Source organism: Myxococcales bacterium (genome assembly GCA_016703425.1).
Classification (GTDB): Bacteria; Myxococcota_A; Polyangia; order Polyangiales; family Polyangiaceae; genus JADJCA01.
Genome location: JADJCA010000007.1, coordinates 423,749 through 448,210, shown reverse-complemented (window position 1 = coordinate 448,210; position 24,462 = coordinate 423,749). Strand labels below are relative to the sequence as shown.

The following is a 24,462-nucleotide window of genomic DNA, read 5'->3' as shown; positions in this document are numbered from 1 at the left end:
AAGGCGAACCGCGCCTAAGGCATCAGGCGTTCAGCGCTCGTCAGTGAGTCACCCGTCGCGCCGTACCCGCCGACGATGAGCGTCGAGCCGTCCTTCAGCACCGTCGCCGTTGCAAGGCTACGCGCCTCGGAGAGCTCGAAGACCCTCGTCGCGCCCTTGTCGCTCCACACCTGGACCGAGGTCGGGGCCGTGCAACCGTCGTTGTCGCAGGAGAGGCCGCCAAAGACGAGCGCGCCACCTTCTTGGAGTGGCACAAGCGTCGCGACGGTTCGCGCGGGCCCCGCCGTTGGCCCGAGCGTCCATTGACCGCTCGTCGGGTCCCAGATCTGCGTGTCTTGCAGCATGAACCGGTTGGCCTTCTTGCCGCCGAACACGAGGACTCTCCCGTCGGCGAGCCGCGTGGCCGCGTGATGGAGTCGGTCGGCGCCCTTGAACTCGCCCGCGGGCGCGAAGGTGCCCTTCGTCTCGTCGAAGACCTCGGCGGTGGCGAGCGATTCGGGATCGCCGTCGCCGGCGCCTCCGGCGGCGACAACGCGTCCGTCGGCGAGCGCCACCAACGTGAACGCGTAGCGAGCTTCGGCCATCGGGCCAACGCTCGTGAACGTCTCGCTGGCGGGGTCGAAGACCTCCGCGTCGGCGAGCGCCGTCGCGAAGGGGATAACACCGCCGGCGCCCTTCGCCTCCTTCGGCGTCGAGCCCGAGCCGCCGCCGCCGACGAGCAGCACCTTTCCGGACGGGAGCAACGCCGCTTGGTGCCCGTGCCTCGCCGCGCGCGGGGCGCCGACGGGCTTCGCTTCACCGGTCTCGGGGTCAACGAGCAACGCGTCCTGGTGGACCTCCTCGCCAGACGGCACACCGATGGCGTTGAGGACGCCGCCGCCCACCACGAGCACCTTGCCGCTCGCGAGGAGCGTGGCTGTGTGGGCGCCGCGCGGCTTCGGCAGCGAAGCCAGCGACGTCCACGCGTTGGTGTCGGGATCGTACAGCTCGACGCTGGCGAGCTGCGCGCGCGAGCTGATGCGCTCTCCGCCGATGACCAGGACCTTCCCGTTTGGCAACAAGGTCGCCGTGTGCCCGTCGCGGGCGACCTTCATGCGCGCCACCTTCTCGGCGCGCCCCGGCCGCGTCGCGAAGGGCGAGACGACGGCGGCGGTCTGGGTGGCGCCGCCGTCGGCAACAGCAGCAGGGGTCTGAGCTGACGTGCCGGCGTCGGTGGCCGAGCAACCCAGCGCCGTCAGGGAAGCACCCGTGACGGCGAAGAGCAGGGCGTGAGCGAAGTGCGCGCGGTGTGAAGGCATGCGGCCGCGAAAGCAACGATCGCGCCCGGCGTGAAAGGCAGGGAGTTCGGGCCGCGCGTCGCGATCTTAACGCGACCTTTTTCCGATCGATCGCGTCTACGCGGCCTTTGCCGCGCGCGCGCCTACTTCCCCTTCTTCTTGCCCTTCTTGCCCGATCGATCCGACTTGCCGGTTGCCGGCGCCGGCGACGCCCCGCGCGCCGAACGATCGCGGTGGTTCTTGCTCTTGTCGCGCCCCTTGTCGAAGACGCGATCCTTCTTCTTCGCGCCCTTCGACTCAACGCCGACGCGCTTTCCGTAGACGGTGCGGCGCGTGATGACGCAGTCGACGATCTCAACGAGCACCCGCTCTCCGAGGCGAATCACGTCGCGGCTTCGTTCGGCCACGGCCGTAAGTCCCGCTTCGTCGATCTCGTAACGCTCACCGGTGTCTTCGAAGCGAAGCATGATGTCGACGAAGGGATCGTCGAGCTGCACGTAGGCGCCGGTCCCGACGAGCGCCGTGACGGTGCCCTCGTAGCGCTCGCCGATGCGGTCGCGCATGAAGACGCAGCGGTAGATGTCGACGACCTCCCGCTCAATCTCCATGGCGCGGCGCTCGTTCTCCGACGACACGCGCGCCGCTTCGGCGAGCTTCTCGTCGTCCGACGGCGGCCGACGTTTGCCTTGGACCACGGCGTGCGTGGACCGGTGGACGAGCAAGTCGGGGTAGCGGCGAATGGGCGAGGTGAAATGGAGGTAGGCCTTCGACGCGAGGCCGAAGTGGCCGATGTTCGCGATGTCGTAGGTCGCCTGCTTAAGGGAGCGCAAGAGCAGCATGCGAAGGACGTTCGCCTGCGGATGGTCTTCGAGATCTTTAAGGAGTTGGCTCAGCTTCTTCGGGTCTTGCGCATCCTCGGCGTCGAAAGGGACGCCGAAGAGCTCGCACACACCGGCGAAGCGATCGAGCTTCTCGCCGTCGGGCGGCGCATGGACGCGGTAGACCGTTGGGATGTTCTTCTCCTGGAAGAACCGCGCGACGACCTCGTTGGCGAGGAGCATCAGCTCCTCGATGAGCTGGTAGGCCTTGCGCACGCCTTGATCGTCGGCGCGCCGGCCGATGGCCGTCGGGTTGCCGTCTTCGCCGAGGACGATCTTCGCTTCCGGCAGATCGAGGTCGAGGGCGCCGCGCTTCATGCGGCGCTGCCGCAAGATCTTCGACAGCTCGAGCGCGACCGTGAGACCGGGGACGAGCGCCTCGGCCTTTTCGTTGCGCGGCGGCGCGTCGCTCAACCCGAGGGCGCGGGCGACGCTTCCATAGCTGAGCTTCGCTTGGCTCTTCATGAAGCCGCGCACGAGACGCGAACGGACGACGTTGCCCGCCGCGTCGATCTCCGCGTCGACGCAGAGGCAAAGGCGAATCACGTCGGGCAAGAGCGAGCACAAGTTCGACGACAGCGGCCTGGGAAGCATCGGAATGGCGCGGTCTGGCAGGTAGATGCTGCAGCCGCGGAGGAGCGCTTCGGCGTCGATCTTCGTGCCCGGCACGACGTAAGAGCTCACGTCGGCGATGGCGATGTAGGCGCGGTAGCCGCCGCGCGGCGTTCGCTCGACCCACACGGCGTCGTCGTGATCGCGTGCGTCTTCCGGATCGATGGTCGGCAGCGGAAGATGGGTGAGATCCTCGCGACCTTCGAGCATCTCCTTTGGCACTTCGAGGCCGTAGGCCTCGGCCTCCTTGAAGGCCTTCTCCGAGTGAACCTCTTCGATCTGCTCGCGGACGAGGATCTTCGCGACCTCCACGGTGAGCTCGCCGGGGCGACCGAGGACCGCTTCGAGTTTTCCCTCCGGGAGCTCGTCGGGGAGCTCGGGGTAGCGCGTGATGGAGATGACGACGGCGTCACCGTCGTTGCCGCTGTTGCCTTCGGCGCCGCGCGTGTCGAGGTCGCTGGCGAGCGGAATGGGCCCGCGCATGCGCGCGTCGTCGGGCTCGAGCCACGCGCTCTTGCCGCGCCTCCGCAACGTGCCCGCGACGCGCCGCGCCTTTCGTTCGACGACCTCCGTGACGGCGCCCTCGAAGCCGCGCGCCGAGCGCTTGGCCACGAGCACCTTGACGCGATCGCCGTGCATACCGCCCAAAATGGCTTCTTTGGGGATGTACACGTCTTCACCGGCGGGGCCGATGCCTGACACGAAGCCGAAGCCGCGGGCCGCGATCGAGAGGTTGCCCTCGCGCTCGTCGCCGCTCGCCACGCGAACGGGGCCGTCGGGCCGCCGCCCGGTGCCGCTTGGCGCCACGGGGAGCGAGGACGGCTTGGGCTCTTCGTGGCGTCGCGCCGCCTCACCTCGCCGCTCCTTGCGCGAAGGTGGCAGCCCCTTCTTTCCGTGGTTCTGCGCGGCGCCGCCGCGCCGGTCGGCGCTTTCGCGCTCGCCTCGCTCCTGGCGGCCTCCGCGCGGCGCTTCCCTTGGTGCTTGGGGCTTCGACCGGATGCGCTCGTCACGCTCCGCGGGGGAGCGCTCCGCGGCGGTGAGGTTCAGCGGCTCAGGTTTGCGGGTGCCGGGCCACGCAAACCGCGCCCGGTCGTCGGCTTCCAGCTCGCCGCTTAGGACGAGGTCGTCGAGCATGCGCAAGAGACCTTGTTCGCTGGTCTTGGGTTGCGAAAGCGCGGTTGCGGCTTCCTCCACCGTGAGCTCGCGGCGCTCTTTGAAGATGGCGAGGATTTCGGCCCGACTGGGCAGGTGACGCGGCATAAGGCCCGGCAGTCTCGGAGGTTCGGCCCCGGGGCGCAAACGGTTTGACCAGGCGCCCACGCTCTGGCACCAAATGGGCATGCCCGATCCTGGACCCGAGCCCGTGGCGCCTCAGGGCAGAGGCCACCTTTCCGTTGGTTTTTCCGCTGCCGCATGCCTGGCGGGCATCGTCGCGAGCGCGCTCTTGCTCGTCGATTACGTACGGCCCGCAGCCGTCTTTTGCGGCGGCGGTGGCGGCTGCGAACGCCTTCGCAGCACGACGTATGCCGCGGTTCTTGGCGTCCCGACGCCGGCGTTCGGCTTGCTCGGCTTTTGCGCGGTGGCCGTCGCGCTGTGTTTCTCCGGACCGCGGGCGCGCCTCGTCCAGCTCGCGCTCGCGGCGCTCGGCGCCGTGGTCGCGACGTTCCTCCTCGCGGTGCAGCTGCGGCTCTCGGTCTTCTGTCGCTATTGCCTCGTCGCGGACATCGGCTGCCTCGTGCTTCTCGTGGGGAGCGTCTTTCGTTACCGCCTCGGGGTCGACGCGACGTTCCGCTTCGCCGTGCCGACGCTGGGTGGCTCCTTCGTCCTCGCTGCCGCGATCCCCATGGGCGTTGGCTTCACGCGACCGCTGCCGCCGCCGGAGGCGCAAGGCCCCGTGCCGGAGCTGGTCAAACGGGAGATCGCCAGCGCGCCGCCGGGTGTCGTCACCGTCATCGACTTCGTCGACTTCGAGTGCCCGTTTTGCCGCATGACCCACGAGGGGTTTGCGCCGGTTCTGGAGCGCCACAAGGGACGCGTGCGGGTGATTCGCAAACAAGTGCCCCTCACGCGCATCCATCCCCGTTCCATGGACGCGGCGCTCGCGGCGTGTTGCGGTGAGAAGCTCGGCAAGGGAGCCGAGATGGCCGAAGCCCTCTTCAGCACGCCGCCCGACGACCTCACGCGCGAGGGCTGCGAGAAGCTGGCGACGAAGCTTTCGTTGCCGCCGGCAGAGTTCCGCTCGTGCTTCGACGACCCGTCGACGCGTGCGCGTGTCGATCGAGAGATCGCAGAGTTTAAGGAGGCCGGTGGCCGCGGCCTTCCCACGATTTGGATCGGTGCGGAGCGCTTCGTGGGCGCGCAGGATCCGGCGCACCTCGAGGCGGCCATTCGGCGCGCCAGCGGCGGCTGAAGCGCCGCGCGTGAAGATCGCGCTCGGCCATTTGGCCGCTTCTTCGCCGCCCCTTCGAGTCGCGTAATCGCGCCTTCACGGTCCGATCGTCACCGGGGGTTCACGTTTCGCCTCGATCGCGCCGTAGGCCGCGCCGCGATTGAATCGGTGAGAACGGTGCCGCGTCTTGCCGGTATCTCGTCGGCCGCCCGCGGCGTCGCTGCGTCGGCTATCCTCCCCTCCGACCGACCGACTCACGTTCTTGTGCCTGGGAGACGAAAAGGAATCATGAAGCTCATATCCCTCCAAGTGGCCCTCTTTGGCGCAGCGCTCGCGCTCGCTGGCTGTTCGAAGGAGTACGTCCGCGGCTCCAACGATCCGAGCATCGACAACCCCGCCATGAGCACGGGCCTCGACAAGGAAGACATCCAGAGGATGCTCTCCGAGTCTCTCGGCAAGCTGCGAAACGCGCCGCTGATGGAGCTCTGGCGCGGCAACCGCGGCAAAGACATCGTCGCCATCTTCCCCTACCAAAACGCCACCAGTGAGCACATCGACTCGCAGCTCGGCGCGGCCCTCAGCGAGACCGAGACGTGGCTCGTCGAGTCGGGCGTCGTGACGGTCATCAGCCGCGAGCGCCAGAAGGAGATGATCGCCGAGGTTGAGGGCCATCAGAACCCTGTCTTCAATCCCGCCAACGTGACGAAATACGGCCGCCAGCTCGGCGCGAAGTATTTCATCACCGGCAAGGTGCAAGCCGCTGCCGAGCGCACCGACGACGCCCGCCGCGTTCAGTACTTCTTGTTCATGCAGGTCATTGAGGTCGAGACCAGCGCCATTCGCTTCCAGCACAAGGCGTACATCACGAAGATGGTTCGTTAGGTCCCTTGCCTCTCATGCTGCACCTCTCGCGCTCGCGCCTGCGATGGCTCGTCGCGCTGGCTCAAGCCCTTGCGCTGGCCTTCGCGCTCGCGCTCCTCGTGGGCTGCGGTGGTCACGAGGCTCGTACGCTCCGCGTTCGCACGGCGCTCGACGACGGAGCGCCGCGCGCGGCCATCGCGGCGTTGAACGACGAGATGGACGCGAAGACCGACAAGGACCTGCCCGAGAAGCTCGAGGGCGACAACGCGCTGCTCTTGCTCGACCGCGCGACGATTCAGCAGTCGCTGGCGCAGTTCGAGCTGTCCGCGCGCGACTTCGAGGCCGCTGACAAGGCCATCGAGATGCTCGACCTCTCGAAGAACGCCGCCGACACGATTGGAAAATACATGTTTTCCGATTCGGTCGGGCGCTACCAGGCGCCGCCTTACGAGAAGCTGCTCATCAACACCCTCAACATGGTGAACTACCTCGAGCAGGGCGATCTCAACGGCGCGCGCGTCGAGGCGCGGCGCCTCGCCGTTCTGCACACGTACTTCAAGCAGAAGCTCAAGGACGAATCGAGCCCGGTGCTGGGACTCGGCGGCTTTCTCGCGGGGCTCGTCTTCGAAAAGAGCGGCGAGCCCGACGAAGCGCTGCGCTGGTACGACGCGGCGCTGGCGCACAAGGGGTTCGATTCGCTGCGCCGATCGGTGCGCGGCGTCTTGGCGCAAGGGGCCTATCGAAGCCCGCGCCTGACGGCGCTCGAAAAGGACGACGCGCCGCCGCCGCTCGGCGACGAAGGGGAGATCATCGTCGTTTTGGGCTATGGGCGCGTGCCGCACAAGATCGCGAAGCGAATCCCCATCGGGCTCGCGCTCACCTACTTCGCCTCGTCGATAAGGCCTGACGACGCGTCGGCGGCGAATCGCCTCGCGGCGCAAGGGCTTGTCACGTGGGTGAACTACCCGACCTTGGCGCCAGGGCAGGGCGGCTACGAGATCCCTACGGCCAGCGTCGGTCGCTCGCCGTTGCCGGTCGAAGAGGCCGTGAACCTCACGGCGGAGGTTCGGCGGGAGTGGGAGAAGCTCGAGGGCGCCATCGTTGCTTCCGCCATCTCGCGCCTCGTCGTGCGTCTCGTGGCCGGCGAAGGCGTGCGCCGCGCGGGCGGCAGCGGCGACGGCGCCATCATCGGGCTCATCGCCTCGCTCGCGACGCAAGCCACGCTGACGGCTCTCGACACACCCGACACACGAAGCTGGGAGACGCTTCCGGCGCGCATCGCCATCACTCGGGTCCGCGTGCCGGCAGGGCATCACAAGGTTCACCTCTCGGCGCGCGGCGTGTCGCGTACGCAGGCCGTTGACGTTCCCAAGGGCGGCTTCCGCGTCGTGTCGTTGATGGCGCTGCGCTAGGCCGCGACGCGCCGCGCGTCGCGCTGCCAGGCGCGCATGGCGTACCTCTCCATCCATGCACCGATGCTGCTGCATCGGGGCGGCTCGTTTGCGTTGGCGCTGCGCGGCCGCCCTGATAGCCGTTCTAGTGCGGCTGCGCTTTTCTACGCGCCCGTGCGAGTGCTCAGCGAACGCCCATCGTGGGCCGCGAGAGCGCTCACGAGAGGCATGATGGCGAGGGCAGGGGCAGTGCTCGGGGCAAGGACGGCGATCCGCTCGATCGCTGGCGGCGTGGGGCTCGCAAAGTGGATCGCGCTCGGCGTGCTCTCGTTCTGGGCCGCGCCGGCGCAAGCCGCCGACATGCCGCCTCCGCTCACGTGCACCGGGGGGAAGATCCCGAAGGGCGTTGTCTCAGCCACGGGCGGTTTCTTCGATCCGACGCGGCCCCTTTGCAGCGTCGGTGACGCCATCACGAGCGTCGCAGGTGCGGTGACTCAGTGCGCCGTTCCCGGGCAGCCAGCTACGGTCTATCCGAACGTCATCTGGGATCTGCCGAGCGCCGTCGATTGTTACTACCGCGGCGAGAGCCAGAGCTATCCCCCAGGGCGGCACGTCCATCAGTACCAGTGCACCCAGAAGAGTCACAACAAGAACTCCCCCACGGGGCCCGCCGGCTTCCCGTACATGGGGTGGGACCTCTTGCTCGAGTGCGTCACCTGCACCGGAGATGCAGACTGCAACGACGGCAAAGCATGCAACGGGGGTGAGCGCTGCGTCTCGGGTGTCTGCAAGTCCGCGAGCGTTCCGCCGCCGGCCACCTGCGGCAACTGCCCCGCGGGCGAACTATGGAACGGGAGCGCGTGCATTCCCGCTGCGAGCTGCACGGGCCAGGCGCAGTTCGGCCAATGCCTCGGCGGTTCGCTCGCCAACAAGTGCGAGGACTGCGATCCGGCCAAGGGCGCCCTCTGGATCGGTGATCCCATTCATCCGGGCGCTGGCGTCAGTCGCCAGGCCGAGCCCATCTTCAGCTCGTCGACGCTCGAGCTCACGCTCGTCTACAACTCGCTGCCCACGGGCGCGTACCTCCCGCCGCGGTCGTACCCCTTCGGAACGCTGTGGTCGCATCGCTACGGCGCGCAGCTCTTGACGGCGCTCGACCCCTTCACGGTGGCGGCCGTGCGGCCGAGCGGGCAGATCTACTCGTTCTCGGCGCCGTCGAGCGGTACGCGCTACGGGGCCGACCGCGACGTCTCCGAAACGCTCGACAAGATCGTCGACGCCGGCAACGTCATCACGGGCTACCGCATCACGATCCCTGCCGAACAAGTCGTGGAGCTCTACGACGCGGCTGGCACGCTCCTCAGCGTCACCGATCGCACGGGGCGTGTCACGACGCTCACGTACAGCACCGCCGCGACGCCCGTCGCGGTGGCGCCGAAGGCCGGACTGCTCCTTCAAGTGACCGACGACTTCGGTCGTTCCATGGGCTTCGTCTACGACGCATCGAGTCGCGTCTCTACGGTGACCGACCCGGCGGGCGCGAACTACACGTTCAAGTACGACGAGGCGAGCTCCACCGGCGCGGCCAACAACCTCACGAGCGTGACCTTCCCCGGCGGCGCAAAGCGGACGTACTTCTACAACGAGGCGGCTCACGTCGCGAGCGCGCAGTCAAACGCGCTCACCGGCATCAAGGACGAAAACGGCACGCGCTTCGTGACCTGGAAGTTCGACGCACAAGGTCGCGCCACGGGCTCGCTCGTCGGTGGGCCTACGGGCCTCGAGAACACCACGGCCGTCTTCGGCGCGAACGCGGTGACCGTCACCGATCCGGCCGGCGCCGTCCGCACGTACGCGACGACGCTCGTCAACGGGGGTCGGTAAGGTCGTCAGCATCAGCGGGCCGCCGTGCCCGAGCTGCGGGCCGGCGGCTCAGAACTTCGACGTGAACGGGTACCTCACCTCGGTCGCTGATTGGAACGGCAACGTGACGACCTTCGAGCGGACCGACGCGCGCAAGAACCTCGAGACGTCGCGCACGGAAGCCTTCGGGACCCCTCTTGCGCGGACCATCACGACGACCTGGCACCCCACGCGGGACGTCCCCACGCTCGTCAGCGAGCCGGGCCGAACGACGACGTTCACGTACGACGCGAGCGGCAACATGCTCACGCTTTCGCTCAAAGACACAGCGTCGAACAACGCGCGCACTTGGTCGTTCTCCTACGACGCCCACGGCCGCGTCGTCACGCTCGACGGTCCGCGGACCGACGTGACGGACACGGTGGCCTACGCGTATTACGCCGACGGCGCCACGTGCGCCGGCGCAAGTTCCCTCGGTTGCCGCGGCCAGCTCGCCGCCCAGAGCGATGCCCTCGGGCACCTCACGCAGTACCTGGAATACGACGCGTACGGCAACCCGCTCAAGCTCGTCGACCCCAACGGCACGACGATGACGCTTGCGTACGACGCGAGGCAGCGGCTCACGTCGCGCAGCGTGGGTGGTCTCGTCACGAGCTACACGTACGATGCCGCCGGGCTCGTCACGCGCATCACGATGCCCGATGCGTCGTTCGTCGATCTGGCTTACGACGCGGCGCATCGCCTCACCGACTTGGCCGATAACCTCGGCAATCGCGTGAAATACACGCTCGATGGCCTCGGCAATCGCACCGCCGAGACGATTCGCGATCCCTCCAACAACGTGACCCAGTCGCGCACTTGGGTCTTCTCGAACCTCGGGCGCTTGACCAAGTCGCTCGGCGCCCTCGGGCAAACCACGACGTACGCCTACGACACGCAGGGCAACCTCACGAGCGTGACCGACCCGCTCAGCCGCACGACCACGCGCGCGTACGATGCGCTCAATCGCCTCATCAAGGCGACGGACGCTGCGGGCGGCGTCACGGACTTCGGCTACGACGCGCGCGATCGCCTCGTGAGCGTCACCGATCCGCGCTCGCTGGTGACGCAATACGCCGTGGACGCGCTCGGTGACGTGCTGAAGGTCACGAGCCCCGACACGGGCGTGGCGAACGCCACGTTCGACGCGGCGGGCAACGTCGTCTCGCGGACCGACGCGAAGGGGCAGGCGACGACGTACGAGTATGACGCGCTCAATCGCGTTGTCGCGGTTCACTACGCCGATGGGACGCAAGCGTCGTACGACTACGACTCAGGCGCGAACGGTATCGGTCGATTGACCGCCGTCACGGACGCGAGCGGCGCCCGCGCCTACCTCTACGACGCGCTCGGGCGCCTCGTGCAGGAGTCCCAGGCGATCACCGCCGGCGGCAACAACGTGTCGCTCACGCTCGGGTACCAATACGACGCCGTGGGGCACCTCACGAAGATGACGTACCCCAACGGGCAGGCAGTGAAATATGCGTACGACGCCCTCGGTCGCGTCGGCAAGGTGTCGCTCGACGCTGCCGGACCCAACCCGACGACGACGACGCTGATGGACCTCATCGCGTATAAGCCCTTCGGGCCCGTTACGAGCTACAAGACTCAGGGCGGCGTCGTTATCGCTCGCGCCGTCGATCTCGACGGTCGCATCGCGAGCTACATGGCGGCGGGAAAGACGTGGACCGTCGCTTACGACGCCGCGTCGCGCATCACGAGCATCGCCGACGCCGCCAACGCGACCGACGCGCGAACGTATGCGTACGACGCGCTCGATCGACTCGTGGCCGCGGTGACGCCGGCCGGCGCAGAGAGCTACGAATACGACGCGGTGGGCAACCGCACGAAGCGAGGTGCGCAGACGCTGTCGTACGGCGCGGGGAACCAACGGCTGCTCGCGACGTCGGCGCCCGACGCGCGCAGCTACGCCTACGACGAGAACGGAAGCCCCACGACCGATGGGATTCGGAGCTTCGCGTACGACGCTCGCGGGCGCCTCACGAAGATGACCAGCGGGTCGGTCGTCGCAAACTACCTCGTTGGTTCGAATGGCCTCCGCGTGGCGAAGACGGTGACGCGATGAGCGCCATCATGAAGCGCATCGGCGCATGGCAACTTGCCGCAACGTTCGCCGTCGCGCTCACGCTTCTCGGTTGTGACAACGCGGGCTCTGACGGTGGAAGCGGCGGCGATGTCGGCGCGCCCGGAACCGAGGCCGGGAGCGACGAGGCAGCGACCGGCGGCGATGGTGGAGGTCATGCGAGCGCCGATGGCGCGGCCGACGCGCCGGGCAGCGGTGACGCCGGTGATGGCGGGCCCTGCACGCCAACTCTCACGACGTGTCCCGCGCAGCAGACGTGCGGCAAGGTCGACAACGGGTGCGGCACGCTCCTCGACTGCGGCTCGTGCGTCGCGCCGCAAGTGTGCGGCGGCGGCGGCACGTCGGGTCAATGCGGCTGCGAGCCTGCGAAGGCGTGCCCCAGCGGACAGAACTGCGGCACGGCGCCCGACGGTTGCGGTGGCACCCTCGACTGCGGCTCGTGCTCCTCGCCGCAGACCTGCGGCGGCGGCGCGATCGCGAACCAGTGCGGCTGCGCGCCCGCCACGACGTGTCCGACCGGGCAGACTTGCGGGAGCGCGCCCGACGGCTGCGGCGGCACGCTCGATTGCGGCTCGTGCGCCTCGCCGCAGACGTGCGGCGGCGGAGCGACGGCGAGTCAGTGCGGCTGCACGCCCGCCACGGCTTGCCCGTCGGGGCAGAACTGCGGCACCGCACCCGATGGTTGCGGTGGCACCCTCGACTGCGGCTCGTGCATCAACGCCGACACCTGCGGTGGCGGCGGAACGGCGACGCAGTGTGGTTGCACTGCAGCGACGACGTGCCCTGTAGGCCAGGTGTGCGGTACCGCCAGCGACGGCTGCGGCGGGACGATCCCTTGCGGAACGTGCAGCGCCGGCGAAACGTGCGGCGGTGGCACGTGTCAGGTCGTCGTCGTCTGCAAGACGAGCTGCCCCGTGGGGCAGAACTGCGGCACGGCGCCCAACGGTTGCGGAGGCACGCTCGATTGCGGCACGTGCACTGGGCCCGAGACGTGCGGCGGCGCCGGCGCGGCCGGTGCGTGCGGTTGCACGCCGGCGACGAGCTGCCCGGCGGGACAGAACTGCGGCACCGCGTCCGACGGATGTGGAGGGATGTTTGATTGCGGCTCGTGTCTTGCGCCGCAGTCATGCGGTGGCGGCACCGTCGCGAACCAGTGCGGATGCAGCCCGGCGACGACCTGCCCCGCGGGACAGAACTGCGGCAGCGCCGACGACGGTTGCGGTGGAACGATTGACTGCGGCTCCTGCACCGCGCCCCAGTCGTGCAGCGGCGGCGCCACGGCGAATCAATGCGGATGCACGCCGGCGACGACGTGCCCCGCGGGACAGAACTGCGGCACCGCCGATGACGGTTGCGGCGGCACCGTCGACTGCGGCGCCTGCACCGGCCCGCAATCGTGCGGCGGCGGCGGCACCGGCAACCAGTGCGGGTGCACACCGGCGACGGCGTGCCCGAGCGGCCAGAACTGCGGCAGCGCCGACGACGGTTGCGGGGGCCTCATCGATTGTGGCTCGTGCGGCGCGCCTCAATCGTGTGGCGGCGGCGGCATTCCGAACCAGTGCGGCTGCACACCGGGCACGGTCTGCCCCGCCGGCGAGAACTGCGGCACCGCGAGCGACGGCTGCGGCGGCACGATCACGTGCGGCACGTGCACCGAGCCCGAGACGTGCGCGGGCGCTGGCGTTCCGAACCACTGCGGGTGCACGCCGAAGACGACGTGCCCAGCGAATTTCATGTGCGGCACAGCGCCCGACGACTGCGGCGGTCAGGTGGCGTGCGGCTCATGCACCACCGGCGAGTCTTGCAATGATGACCATCGCTGCACCAAAACGACGTTCGCGTTCCGCGACGCGGCGGGGCGCTTGATCGGCGAATACGATGCGACGGGCGCGCCGATCTACCAAGTGGCGTACATGGGCCAGACGCCCGTCGCGCGCTTCACGCCCACCGAGTCGCAGACGATTCACACCGATCACCTGGGCACGCCGCGCGCGCTAGCCGACGCCACCGACAAGATCGTGTGGAAATGGGACGGCGACGCGTTCGGCATGTCGATGCCCGACGAAGATCCCGATGGCGACTCGGTGAAGCTGAGCTTCCCGATGCGCTTTCCGGGGCAGCTCTACGACGACGAGAGCGGGCTCCATTACAACGTCTTCCGCGACTACGACCCGAAGACGGGGAGGTACTTGCAGGCGGATCCGATTGGACTCGCGGGCGGGGCGAGTCTCTATGGGTATGTCGGAGGAGCGCCGGTTGGGCGGAGCGACCCGACTGGGCTGTACTGGTTTCTTCCGTATCTCATCCCTTACGTAGCCACGGCCGCCACTACTGGCGTCGCGCTTCTGTATCGCTCCGCGCCGATGCTCAACCAAGCGACGATCTTGGCCTCAGAGGTCGTTGTTGACGGTGGAGGCATGGGCTTCGGCGCGATGCTCACGTCGGTCGGGCGCTCGGCGAATAGGGTCGCACTCGCCGCCCGCCTTCGAAATGTGAATTCCGTCCGCGGCACAACCAATTGCCAGGAGGTGGCTCTCTCGGTTCACTCGATTTTGCGCGGACACGGCCCGCGTCCGGTGACCAATTCCGCGGCCGGTGCACCTGAAGTTCTCGAGAAGGCACTCGGCGGGAAATTCACCTCCCGAAGCCCCATCGAAGAAATCATCAAGCAGATGGAAGACGCTGGACCAGGTGCGGCGGGGATCGTTTCGGGCTCCAATCCGTTCATTGACCCAACCAAGGGTCACGTCTTCAACGTCATCAACGATGGCGGGATCGTTAGATTTATCGACGCTCAACCCGGGGGCAACGCATTCACTGCAGGAAGTCGTGCCGCGCACGAGGAGTACTCGGCGTTTCGCCTCTTGCTGCCGGGAAAGTGAAGGCCCTCACCTCCGCCTCACCTCAAACGTCCGCGGCCCGTTCCTATTCTCTTCACGCACGGAGACGAGCCCGCTTCGGTCGATGCAGACGCGCCCTAGCGTCTTGCCGTAGGGGCCGCGGTCGGTCGCTACGAGCAAGACCCGTCCTGGGTTCCTTTTTCGCCGGTCGACGCAACTTGGCTCGCGTCGCCGCCGATGTGACGTTCATGACGCTTCCCCGTCAGGTCGTGGCCGGTCGCACGTACCTCACCAGTCGGCGCTGCACGCAGCGCCAGCACCTGCTGCGTGCCGATGCGCGCGTCGCGGACGACAGTTCACCGTGTACACACGGTGAGACCAGCAAGACCCGTCCTGGGTTCCTTTTTCGCCGGTCGACGCAACTTGGTTCGCCCCGCTGCCGATGTGACGTTCATGACGCTTCCCCGTCAGGTCGTGGCCGGTCGCACGTACCTCACCAGTCGGCGCTGCACGCAGCGGCAGCACCTGCTGCGTCCTGATGTGCGCGTCGAGCAGATTTACCTCTACTGCCTCGCGGAGGCGTGCGAGCGCTACAAGATCACGCTGCATGGCTTCATCGCGATGAGCAACCACCAGCACCTGCTCGTCCGGGACAACCTCGGGAACTACCCCGAGTTCTTCGCCCACTTCCATAAGATGATCGCCAAGGCCCCTCAACGCGCATTGGGGTCGCTGGGAAAACCTCTGGGCCACCGAGCAGCCCAACGCCGTTTACCTTGTCGAGGCCCAAGACCGCTTCGACAAGCTCATCTACGTTCTCTGCAACCCCGTGGCGGACAACCTCGTCGAGCGAGTCGCGGAGTGGCCCGGTGCGTCGTCGTTCGGCCAACATCTTCCGCGGCACGACGAGGACCATCAAGCGCCCAGGCGGCTTCTTCCGGGGAAGACGGCCCGATGCCGAAAGAGGTGACCCTTCGCATCGAGCCCATTGACGGCTTCGAGCACCTCGCGGCCAAGGAATGGGCCGACAAGATCGCCGCTGCGGTCCGTGCGGAAGAGGACGCGGCGAAAGCGCGGCGCGCGAAGACGGGGCGACGCGTGCTTGGACGCAAGGCCGTGCTCGGCACGGCGCCGACGAGCAGGCCCCGCACCGTCGAGCCTCGCCGCAAGCTCCGGCCCCATGTGGCATGTCGCAACAAAGAGCGGCGGCGCCAAGAGCTCTCGGCGCTCCGCGGCTTCCGAAAGGCCTACCGCGACGCACGACTCCGATGGATCGCGGGTGAGAGCACCGTGTTCCCAGAGGGAACCTATCGCTTCGCCGCATTCGGCCCGCGCGGCCATGGCGCCGCGCAAACATAGCTACCTCACCGCTCCGCGCCGATGTTCCGAACCCGCCCACGCGCGGCTCGCGAGCGCGATGGGAGCACTTTGTTCGCGGTGAGCGGCACGGGCAAACGGCCCGTGACCCACAGCGGTCGCACGAGCGTTTGCGCTTCGTGTCCACCGGTTCCGTGGGCGAACTGGGACGCGGGACGCGATCGCGGCCCGCACGACCACGCTTGCGGCAGCGGCACCGCAGCCTCGCGGAAATCAACCCAGGTCGGCCGCCCCGGCCGCCCCGCCCCCCGCGGCCGCCCCGCGCAGGTCCGGCCTGCCGCGCCGAAGAGCCCGACGGCGACTGCGTGAAGATGAGCTTCCCCCTGCGCTTTCCGGGACAGCGGGCGGTGCGGGCCTCATGGCGACGAAGAGAAGTCCCTCACCTCCGCGTCACCTCAAGCACTCGCGGCCCGTGCATGTTCTCTTCGCGCACCGAGACCAACCCGGCTCGGTCGATGCACACGCGCCTTAGCGTCTTGCCGTAGGGGCCGCGGTCGGACGTCACGTGGCACGGCGCGCCTTTGGGCTTCGCCATCTTCGCATCGGCGAAGCTCGCGCCGCCGGCGGTCTCTGTGAGGACGCCCCCGGTGAGGCGCCACTCGTCGGGCAACCGCGTCGCGATGGCGGTGTCACCCTCGACGGCCCAGCTTCCGTTGGCTACCCAGGCGCCGTCGTCGCAGTCCACGGCCGTCACGCGGAAGGTCGCCTCGAGCGTCGTGCGCTCCCGGGCTCCGTCGGTGCTGTGCGCATCGACGGTGTCGATGATCCGATACCGCTGCGTGCTGCCGACGCGGAAGAACGCCTCAAACGGACCCGCTGGTGGCGCACACCGCGGTGGTGCCGCGTCGACGTTCGTCGCGTCGCTCCGTGACGCATCGAGCGGCGGGCTGAGCGGCTCGCTTGCCGCACCGGGGTTGCGTACGGGCGCGCTCGCGTCGACAAGGGGCGCACCGTCAGCGGTCGCGCGCAGGTTGGCTTGCCGCGTCGAGCAATGGGAAAGGGCCACCATCAAGCCGGCGCCGGCGAGTGCCTTCTTCACCTGAGTCACTCGCTTGATCGCTCAGAGTTGATTCGCCGCAGGAGAGGTCGTGCCCGTGACGCTCGTGCCCTGAAGGACCACGTAGCCATCGCCGCCTTTGACGACCTCGTCCTTGAATGCGCCGGCCGTGCCCGTCGCGGTCCCGCCGACGGCTTTCACCTGACCGGTACCAACGTTGAGCGCGCCACCCTTGATAAAGACGTATCCGCCGGACGCCGGTTTCGCGGCAGTGGCGGCCCCGCTCGCGCTGATCTTGCCCGTTGCGCCGACGGTGAGCTCACCCACCAAGAGCAGCGTGATGCCGCCGGACCTGGACGCCAGCACGAACGGATCGAGAATCGGCTGATCGGCGAAGCTGGCGCCGCAGGCCAAACCGCCGCCCGCCCCCGAGCCCATCGTGAGCTTGGTGGCGTCGGATACACCGTACGTTGTGCCGTCGGCGCCAAACGTCCGGCCCAGCGGATTCTTTCCCGCTTCGCCCGCCTGCGCGTGCGCGGCGCCAGGCATGAGCGGAAGGTCGTCTCCAGCGAACGACGTGGGCGGCGACGGATCGTTCATCACCCATCCGCTCGAGCCGCCAATCGGCGCGCCGCCGCCGCCGACTGCAGCGAATCCACCGATGGACTCGCCACGCATCGTCGGGACGTTGTAGACGCACGAGCGGTCGACGCTTCCGCGCCCGTCGCGGTAGCCGCGCGCGTCGGCGGAGATGGTGCCGTCGACCGTGAGCTTGACCGCGCGGAGCGCCGTGACGCCGCCAATGCCCATGAGCGCCTCCCACGGCTGCGTCGCTACAGTGCCCGTGTTGGTAACGGTGAGCACGCCAAAGCGCGGAACGCGCATCAGCATCACCCGTTGAGTCTTGCCGCTCACACCAGTCGGCCCGATCTTGGTGTCGTCGTTTCCCGCACCGTAGTTGCGCGTCTTGGCCGTCGCGAAGGTGACGGTCTTCGACGGCACCGAGTAGCTCGCGACTTGGAGGAGCTCCCAGTTGCCCACGTTTGCGACCTCACCGATGCTGCCTTGGAGGTTGATGAGCAGGACTTCGTCCCCTTGGGATAGACAGCTCGCACCCGCCGAGAGTTGAGTGCCGTCGCTCGAGGTCGAGACGGTGGCCGACGTCGTCGTGAGCCCGGTCACTGCGAACGACATCGCGTCGGAGCACGTCCGACCCGGCACCACGGACGCGAAGGAGGGATTCCAACTGTTGGATACGGTCACCGACGGCCGACACGAGCCGCTGCCGCAAAGTCCGCTGGTGCACGGCGTCCCCTCGGTCGCCGCGGCGCCGTCGACGCACGTGGGACCTCCATCGACGCACGCGACGACGCCCTCACGACACGGGAAGCCAGCGTTGTCTGAGCATGCACCGCCAGCGACGCAGCCGGCTGGGCCGTCAAGGGCGGCGTCTGCGGCGCCGTCGTTCGCGCTGGCATCGTTCGCGTCGCTCGCCGTCGCGTCTTCGCTCACCGCGTCGGGTGCAGTGGCGCCATCGACGCTCGTTGCGCCATCCGCGCCGGTGGTCGCGTCAGCCGTGGAGCCGCCATCGGCTTCTGCGAGCCCTCCGTCGCCCGTCTCGCCGTCGGGCGCTCCGGTGGTTGGGGTCGTCGACGTGGCTGCCTCGCTGCAGCTGGCTGCGATGACGACGATGGCGACGATCGGGAGGAACCGTTTCATAACAACCTCTGGGCGGGGCGAACGAAGGCGACGGAGCGAGTGAATCGCACCGCCGCAGGACCAGGACAGCGACAGCCACGATCGCAGAAAATCGGTCGCGCCCGAACACTCCGTAGCTAGAAAAATCCGCCCTGACGCTGGCTGCCCTGACGCCTCGGGGAGGCGCGACTGGATCCTTCACGCGCCGTGACCGCACCGGGCATGTGGGAAAATCGCCCGTTTCGACCGATGAGCCGGCGGCACGGTCGCTGCATCCCCGCCCGACATGAAGGTCTCTGTCGTTCTCCGCTTCGTCCTCGGCGTTGCCGCCGCCAGCCTCTTCGCCTGCGGAGGACAGGCCACCGACGCAGGCTCCAACACCGCCTCGGAGGACGCGCTTCGCGGCGCATCGATCGCCTTGGGCACTTACGTCGTCGACGGCAAGCCGAGCTCGGACTTCTACCTCGCGCGGCTTACGATCCTCTCCGACACACGCTACGAAGCCGACCTCGTGCAACGTGGCGAGCCCCGCATCAGCCGCGGCTCGTACCAAATTTTTCCGGCTCGTCCCAACAACCCCGACAGCCCCGTCGCGTCCGACAAGCCTTGGATCGCGCTCTCCGCCGAAGGTGGTGGCCCCAGCCCGAACTTCGAGTTCGACAAGCTCGAGAGTGGCGGCCTCAAGATGTACTCGGCGGCGCGGCACGAGTCCTTCAACATGAAGAAGGATCCGTCGTGGCGCGCGGAGGCCACGAACGCGAAGACCATGAAGTGCACGGGCAACCTCGCCGACGCCGAGCTCGTCCTCGACGAAGCGCAAAACCGCGCCGGCACACTCAAGCTCCGCGGTAAATCGGGTCGCATTCCCACCGTGACCGTGTCCGTCTTCCTGGTGCCTGAGTCCGAGACGGGGGTTCGCGATTGGGTTCGCTACGAAGGCCGAAAGGGCGAGCAAGACTTCAGCATCGGCATCAAGAAGGTCGACTTCGAGCGCGCGTCCGGTGCCGCGACGGTCTCGGCGAACTACGCCGAGAACGGCCAGCAGTTCGGCGTCGGCTTCGGCTCCGACCAGTGTTCGTTCGAATAAAAGTCGCTGCCGTTCCTCGCTGAGAGCCGGCTGTCCACGCGGCGCCGGTCAAGCCAAACCCCGCGCCGTCGCGCGCGTGGTATACCGCGACACCACGTATGGTGCGCTCCAAGCACATCGATGACGGCCTCCGTTCGCTAGGGCTCTTGGCCGCGTTGACCTTCGCGGGCGTGAGCCTGCTCACGGCTTGTCCGCCAGCCCTCGACGGCCGCCCCGAGGAGCGTTGCTACGCGGAATGCAAGGCTCGCGCAGAGGGCTGCACGGCAGATGAGTGCGCCCGCGGGTGTCGCTTCGTCTTGGACCGCCTCGTCGAGAGCGAAGATCGCGCCGTGCTCGGTTGCGTGACGCTTGCTGCCAAAGCCGCCAAAGACAAGAGCGCCGACCGCTGCGGCGACGCCGTCTGGGCGCGCTGCGCGGTGACGGTGGGCATCCACGCCGATGGCGGCCCGCCGCTCCCCCTGCCGGTCGGCGAGGACCGCGAAGAGGAGTCCAGTGGCGACGATGACGCGCCCAGCGAGAACGAAACGCGCAAGCTCGACGCCGGCGCCGCCCCCGTAAAGGTGGGCGACGCGGGGAAGACCAGCGCCGCCCGAGACGCCGCCGCGCCAGAGAAGAGGGACGCGGGAAAGCCCACGAAGAACGCTCCGGCGCCGCCGAAGAACGTCGGGAAGAAGGCGCCGTGATCGTCAAGGTGCGCGACGATCGGGGCCGCGAGCTCCTCTTTGGGGCGACTCCGCAGCGCGTTGTCTCCCTCGTGCCGAGCGACACGCTGTCGGTCTACGAACTCGGCTGCGGCTCGGTGCTCGTGGGGCGGACTGACTACTGCGAGCTGCCGGAGAGTGTGAAGACCCTGCCCAGCGTCGGCGGAACCAAGGACGCGCGCTTCGAGGCCGTCATGGATCTCGCGCCCGATCTCGTCATCGCGAACCAGGAGGAGAACACCCGCGCCCTCCTCGAACAGGTGGCCCAGGCCGGCGTCCGCGTGTTCGTCGCGTTCCCGAAGCGCGCCGCCGATGCCCTCGCGCACCTCGCTCGCCTTGCGCGGATCTTCCGCGTCGAGCGCGACGTGGCCGTTCGCGAGCTCGTTCGTCGCGGTTATCAGGCGCTCCGCGCTTCCGAAGCGGAGCGCGCGACGAAGCGGCCGCTCCGAGTGTTCTGTCCCATCTGGATGGATCCGCTGATGACCGTACACAGCTCGACATACATCAGCGATGTGCTCGCGGTGTCCGGCGGCGCGAATGTCTTCGCCGACCGCGAGCGACGCTACCCGCTCGCGGCCGATCTCGGCCGCGCGAGGCCCGTTCCCGAGGAGGACCTCGCGGGCCGCGACGTGCGCTACCCCCGCGTGACGCTCGACGAGGTCGTGGAGCGCAACCCCGAGCTCGTGCTGCTCCCCAGCGAGCCTCACCCGTTCACCGACATCGACGCGGAGGTGTTTCGTCGCCTTCCCATCGACGCCGCGTCTCGCGGCGCCATCGTGCTGACGGATGGCAAGGATCTCTCCTGGTACGGCTCGCGGACCGTCGATGCGCTGCCGCGCGTCCGCGCGCTCATCGATGCCCACCGGCTCTACAGCTGAAGTGGTTGCGGTGCGCACGAAAGCCCGAGAGCATCGGGGGATGAGGCGTTGGCCCGCTCTCTCCATCGTGGCGCTGGCGCCTGTTTGGTTGGCGGCGTGTGCCTACGACTTCACCGTCGGAAAGAAGGCGCCTGTGGATGCCGCTATCACGGACGACGGCGCTGCCGCGACGAGCGATGCTGGAGCCGTCGACGCGAGCGTCGATGCCGCCGTCTCGTGCATCGATGAGACGGTGGCGCTCAAGCGCGCACGCGCCGCCGCGGTCGCGTGTACCGAGGCCGTCGAGTGCCCCAAGGTCCTCAAAGACGAGTGTGGCTGCAGCGTGCCTGTGCTGAGCGACATTTCGCAAGCTGCCGTGGACTACCTTCGCGCCGTCGAGCGTCGCAAGGGCTCACCTTGCGCTGAGCCGTGCGCGCCGTGTCCTGACACGTCGGGCGTGACCGCAACCTGCGAATTCGACCCTGCCAATCCCTCGGCCGGCTTTGCCGTGTGCGCCTTCCCGTAGCTGAGCCCTCGCTGAGGCTCCGGCTCGCAGGAGTGGATCGCAATACTCGCTCGCGTTGGGAAGCCCGTGAGTAGATAGTCATCCGATGTCTGGGCAGCACCGCGCGTCACCGGTCGGCGATACCAGCGAGGAGGGGCGCGCCTTCCTTCAGGCGAGGGTCGCGCTCTTCTGGAAGGTGCTCTTCTTCATCACGCTGCTCAGCTGCGGTCTCGGCGCGGTGGGGGCCGTCGCGAAGCCAGGCGTCGACTTCGTCGTCGTCGTGGCTCTGACGGCTCAAGCCGGCATCTTCTGGTGGCTGTGCCGACGCGGGGAGCGATCGATTCAGTTCTCTCGGGCGATGGAGGCTGGCGGCCTCTTGTTCAATTTGGTCGGGGGCGCCTTCCTCGGGCGCTACTTCTTCGCGGCGTTCGCCCGCGACCACTCCCTCGCGACCGCCGAGGGAGCCTTGATGGGCGACGCCTACGTGTCGATGCTTCAACAGGGCGGGACCGCGATGATGGTCTCGATTCGAGCGGCGCTGATTCCCTCTTCGCCCCGTCGCACCGTCGTGGTCACGGCGCTCGTCGGCGCGCCTATGCTCGTGGCGAACGCGGTCGTGGTGCCTACGGCCAGCGGTGGGCTCGCTTGGCGCCCGCTCGAATCGGGCGCGTACCCTTGGATGCCCGTCGGCGCCGTCATGATGTGGGGTTTCGCCATCATCACGGCCACGGTCATCTCTTGGGTGATCTACGGCCTAAGGGCTGAGGTCCGCGAGGCCCGCCGTCTCGGCCAATACGTGCTCGAACGGAAGATCGGCGAAGGCGGAATGGGGGAAGTCTATCGGGCCCGTCACGGCATGATGCGGAGGCCGTCGGCGCTCAAGCTGCTGCGCAGCGATCGGGCCGGCGACCTCCGTCGCTTCGAGAGAGAAGTTCAGCTCACCGCGCGCCTGACGCATCCGAGCACGATCACCATCTTCGACTACGGACGGACGCACGACGGCGTCTTCTACTACGCGATGGAGCTCCTCGACGGTGCCAACCTCCAGCGAGTCGTCGCCGTTGACGGAGCGCAGCCAGCAAGCAGGGTCGTGCGGATCCTGGTCATGGCGTGCGGTGCGCTGACGGAGGCTCACGAAATTGGCTTGATCCATCGCGACATCAAGCCCGCCAACATCATGCTCTGCACGCAAGGGGGTGAGCGCGATGTCGTGAAGCTGCTCGACTTCGGGCTCGTCAAGGAGCTCGACGTCGATGGAGAGGTCGCGTTGACCGGCGCCAGCACCTTGACCGGGACGCCCCTCTACATGGCGCCCGAGGCCATCCTCAAGGCAGACTCCGTCGACGCCCGTACGGACCTCTACGCTCTCGGCGCCGTCGCCTACTACCTGCTGGCGGGGAGCGAGGTCTTTGGCGGCAAGTCCATCGTCGACGTTTGCGGGAAGCACCTCTACCAAAGCCCCGACTCGTTCTCGGCGCGAGGGGTAACGGTCTCGGCCGAGCTCGAGGCGGTCGTGCTCTCGTGTCTGGAGAAGGACCCGGACCGTCGGCCGCAGAGCGCGGCCGAGCTCCGGCGTCGGCTCGAGGCGTGCGCGATCGAACCCTGGGACAGCGAGAGGGCGCGTGCTTGGTGGCTCAAGCATCAACGCGAGCTCGACGATGACGGCGGTGAGAGGCTAGAGGACCCCAAAACGATCGCGGTCGACGGCCGCCGGGTCAGCGCACCTTGACGCTCGCGAGCACGGCGCGGCAAGCCTCGTGGACCGGCTCCCGCGACGGGCCCGCGCACGTGACGGCGTAGTGGCCGTCGTCGGTCGGCACGTGAAGCGTCGTTCCAAAAATGGGCGGCCCGTCGGCTTGTTCATCGAACTCCGCGGTCATCGTCGCGTCTTTCGCCCGCTTCTCGGAGCGGAATCCCGCGAACGTGGTGTTGCCGGTGGTGTCCTTCGAGAGGGCCGCCTTGTAGCGAGCGAGAACCGCCGTCGGGGCGGCGCCGTCGGTGATGGCGACGTCCACGAGGCGAACCGCGAGGTGAAAGTCGTCTTCGAGCACGAGTGAGAAGACCTTGCCGTCGCCCGAGGCTTGGTCGCTCGATTCGCGCCAAGCGTCCTCCTTCAAGAAGGGCAGCGTCGCCCGTGCGTCGCCGCGAGTCTTCGGCGCCGCGTCGATGCGCCCCAGGTGTTCACCGCAGCGGGCGCGGACATCTTCGAAGCGCGCGGTCTTCGCGTGGCACGTCGCGACGACGAGGCGGCCCGACGTGGCGATCGCCCGCACCATGCCGTGAAGCGCCACGGGCTTTGACGGGCGAGTGAAGTCCATGGCGACGGCCTGCTTGCCGCCGACCGACAGCGGGCGCTGTCCCGCTCGCTTCGCGCCGGACGCCTCGGCGCCGCGCATGAACCCTTCTGCGAGCGACGCGGTGTCGCCGAGCTCGTGAAGCACCACGAGCGTGACGCTCGAGCCCATCAAGGGGCCGCGCGGAGCCGCAGCCATCAGCGCCAGCGGACTCTTCGCGGGACGAAGCTCCAACTCACCGGGGATGTCGATGGTCATCGCTTCGTGGGCGAGGCGGCGGAACCCCTCCGGCGGGTTCTCGGCCCCGCGGAGACCGAAGCCGCCGGTCTGCGAGGTCGTATGCACGGGCCTTGCTCCAAAGCGCGCCGGCGCGCCGCAAGCGAGGAGGGCGAGGGGAGCAACAAGAACCAGCGGCCGACCGAGCAACATCATGCCCAAAGGAGCCCGCCCGGCCCCGCAGGTCGCAGCAAAAATCGCCGCTCCTCCCCCGTGAACGTGCCCGTGAACGTGAACGTGAACGTGAACGTGCCCGATCCCCTGTCCCTCTCTCTCTTCTTCTTCCGTCTCGCTCTTCCCTTTACGCCACCCCACCGCCTCCGGTTATGCTGCTCGCGCGGAGGTTTTCATGGCTAAAGGCGTTGAAAAGGACAAGAAGAACAACAAGCCCAAGCTCTCCACCAAGGAGAAGCAGA

At 68.1% G+C, this 24,462-nt stretch carries 18 protein-coding genes; 12 read left to right on the top strand and 6 right to left on the bottom strand.

The features are described from left to right. Positions 1-14: 14 nt before the first annotated feature. Together IPG50_13835 and IPG50_13830 are read right to left on the bottom strand one after the other, a co-directional pair. A complete protein-coding gene (locus tag IPG50_13835) occupies positions 15-1,298 on the bottom strand; it encodes a hypothetical protein (GenBank protein MBK6693268.1) in 1,284 nt (427 codons plus the stop codon). Positions 1,299-1,420: 122 nt separating this feature from the next. Then, positions 1,421-3,901, bottom strand: coding sequence for a VacB/RNase II family 3'-5' exoribonuclease (locus IPG50_13830; protein MBK6693267.1), 2,481 nt, complete (start codon positions 3,899-3,901; stop codon positions 1,421-1,423). A 205-nt stretch (positions 3,902-4,106) separates the two neighbouring features. Between IPG50_13830 and IPG50_13825 the strand changes: the two genes are divergently transcribed. From IPG50_13825 to IPG50_13800, 6 genes are all read left to right on the top strand, one after another. Continuing rightward, entirely contained in the window at positions 4,107-5,177 is a 1,071-nt protein-coding gene (locus IPG50_13825; GenBank protein ID MBK6693266.1) for a thioredoxin domain-containing protein, read from the top strand. A gap of 267 nt (positions 5,178-5,444) precedes the next feature. Continuing rightward, positions 5,445-6,038: a penicillin-binding protein activator LpoB gene (locus IPG50_13820; GenBank protein MBK6693265.1), complete on the top strand. Its 594-nt coding sequence runs from the start codon at positions 5,445-5,447 to the stop codon at positions 6,036-6,038. Positions 6,039-6,076: 38 nt separating this feature from the next. Continuing rightward, a complete protein-coding gene (locus IPG50_13815; protein ID MBK6693264.1) occupies positions 6,077-7,429 on the top strand; it encodes a hypothetical protein in 1,353 nt (450 codons plus the stop codon). Between the two features lie 270 nt (positions 7,430-7,699). Next, positions 7,700-9,292: an RHS repeat protein gene (locus IPG50_13810; GenBank protein MBK6693263.1), complete on the top strand. Its 1,593-nt coding sequence runs from the start codon at positions 7,700-7,702 to the stop codon at positions 9,290-9,292. A gap of 61 nt (positions 9,293-9,353) precedes the next feature. After that, a complete protein-coding gene (locus tag IPG50_13805; protein MBK6693262.1) occupies positions 9,354-11,396 on the top strand; it encodes an RHS repeat protein in 2,043 nt (680 codons plus the stop codon). Between the two features lie 1,109 nt (positions 11,397-12,505). Continuing rightward, a complete protein-coding gene (locus tag IPG50_13800) occupies positions 12,506-14,296 on the top strand; it encodes a hypothetical protein (GenBank protein ID MBK6693261.1) in 1,791 nt (596 codons plus the stop codon). Positions 14,297-14,542: 246 nt separating this feature from the next. On the opposite strand, the gene IPG50_13795 is transcribed toward IPG50_13800, so the two are convergent. Next, entirely contained in the window at positions 14,543-14,941 is a 399-nt protein-coding gene (locus IPG50_13795) for a hypothetical protein (protein MBK6693260.1), read from the bottom strand. A 267-nt stretch (positions 14,942-15,208) separates the two neighbouring features. Between IPG50_13795 and IPG50_13790 the strand changes: the two genes are divergently transcribed. Next, positions 15,209-15,613: a hypothetical protein gene (locus IPG50_13790; protein ID MBK6693259.1), complete on the top strand. Its 405-nt coding sequence runs from the start codon at positions 15,209-15,211 to the stop codon at positions 15,611-15,613. A gap of 397 nt (positions 15,614-16,010) precedes the next feature. Here IPG50_13790 and IPG50_13785 read toward each other — a convergent pair whose 3' ends face one another. Together IPG50_13785 and IPG50_13780 are read right to left on the bottom strand one after the other, a co-directional pair. Further along, the gene (locus IPG50_13785; protein MBK6693258.1) at positions 16,011-16,670 is read right to left on the bottom strand and encodes a hypothetical protein; all 660 of its coding nucleotides are present in this window, start codon (positions 16,668-16,670) and stop codon (positions 16,011-16,013) included. A gap of 21 nt (positions 16,671-16,691) precedes the next feature. Beyond that, entirely contained in the window at positions 16,692-18,347 is a 1,656-nt protein-coding gene (locus IPG50_13780; GenBank protein MBK6693257.1) for a hypothetical protein, read from the bottom strand. Between the two features lie 265 nt (positions 18,348-18,612). Here IPG50_13780 and IPG50_13775 point away from each other — a divergent pair, with 265 nt between their 5' ends. From IPG50_13775 to IPG50_13755, 5 genes are all read left to right on the top strand, one after another. Next, positions 18,613-19,413, top strand: coding sequence for a hypothetical protein (locus IPG50_13775; GenBank protein MBK6693256.1), 801 nt, complete (start codon positions 18,613-18,615; stop codon positions 19,411-19,413). Positions 19,414-19,511: 98 nt separating this feature from the next. After that, entirely contained in the window at positions 19,512-20,096 is a 585-nt protein-coding gene (locus IPG50_13770) for a hypothetical protein (protein MBK6693255.1), read from the top strand. Beyond that, positions 20,093-20,992: an ABC transporter substrate-binding protein gene (locus IPG50_13765; GenBank protein MBK6693254.1), complete on the top strand. Its 900-nt coding sequence runs from the start codon at positions 20,093-20,095 to the stop codon at positions 20,990-20,992. The genes IPG50_13770 and IPG50_13765 overlap by 4 nt, the downstream gene beginning before the upstream one ends. 40 nt (positions 20,993-21,032) lie before the next feature. Next, the gene (locus tag IPG50_13760; protein MBK6693253.1) at positions 21,033-21,497 is read left to right on the top strand and encodes a hypothetical protein; all 465 of its coding nucleotides are present in this window, start codon (positions 21,033-21,035) and stop codon (positions 21,495-21,497) included. A gap of 85 nt (positions 21,498-21,582) precedes the next feature. Beyond that, positions 21,583-23,205 carry a serine/threonine protein kinase gene (locus tag IPG50_13755; GenBank protein MBK6693252.1) on the top strand — a complete coding sequence of 541 codons (1,623 nt, stop codon included), beginning with the start codon at positions 21,583-21,585 and terminating at the stop codon, positions 23,203-23,205. Here IPG50_13755 and IPG50_13750 read toward each other — a convergent pair. Then, a complete protein-coding gene (locus IPG50_13750) occupies positions 23,192-24,361 on the bottom strand; it encodes a hypothetical protein (protein MBK6693251.1) in 1,170 nt (389 codons plus the stop codon). The two genes, IPG50_13755 and IPG50_13750, sit on opposite strands and share 14 nt — an antisense overlap. Positions 24,362-24,462: the final 101 nt, after the last annotated feature.

Excerpts from the sequence above, each read along its gene's own strand:
- IPG50_13775 (MBK6693256.1), top strand. The coding sequence starts at position 18,613 with ATGAAGGTCTCTGTCGTTCTCCGCTTCGTCCTCGGCGTTGCCGCCGCC.
- IPG50_13760 (MBK6693253.1), top strand. The coding sequence starts at position 21,033 with ATGAGGCGTTGGCCCGCTCTCTCCATCGTGGCGCTGGCGCCTGTTTGG.
- IPG50_13770 (MBK6693255.1), top strand. The coding sequence starts at position 19,512 with ATGGTGCGCTCCAAGCACATCGATGACGGCCTCCGTTCGCTAGGGCTC.
- IPG50_13835 (MBK6693268.1), bottom strand. The coding sequence starts at position 1,298 with ATGCCTTCACACCGCGCGCACTTCGCTCACGCCCTGCTCTTCGCCGTC.
- IPG50_13800 (MBK6693261.1), top strand. The coding sequence starts at position 12,506 with ATGTTTGATTGCGGCTCGTGTCTTGCGCCGCAGTCATGCGGTGGCGGC.
- IPG50_13755 (MBK6693252.1), top strand. The coding sequence starts at position 21,583 with ATGTCTGGGCAGCACCGCGCGTCACCGGTCGGCGATACCAGCGAGGAG.
- IPG50_13825 (MBK6693266.1), top strand. The coding sequence starts at position 4,107 with ATGCCCGATCCTGGACCCGAGCCCGTGGCGCCTCAGGGCAGAGGCCAC.
- IPG50_13780 (MBK6693257.1), bottom strand. The coding sequence starts at position 18,347 with ATGAAACGGTTCCTCCCGATCGTCGCCATCGTCGTCATCGCAGCCAGC.
- IPG50_13830 (MBK6693267.1), bottom strand. The coding sequence starts at position 3,901 with ATGCTCGACGACCTCGTCCTAAGCGGCGAGCTGGAAGCCGACGACCGG.
- IPG50_13790 (MBK6693259.1), top strand. The coding sequence starts at position 15,209 with ATGCCGAAAGAGGTGACCCTTCGCATCGAGCCCATTGACGGCTTCGAG.
- IPG50_13820 (MBK6693265.1), top strand. The coding sequence starts at position 5,445 with ATGAAGCTCATATCCCTCCAAGTGGCCCTCTTTGGCGCAGCGCTCGCG.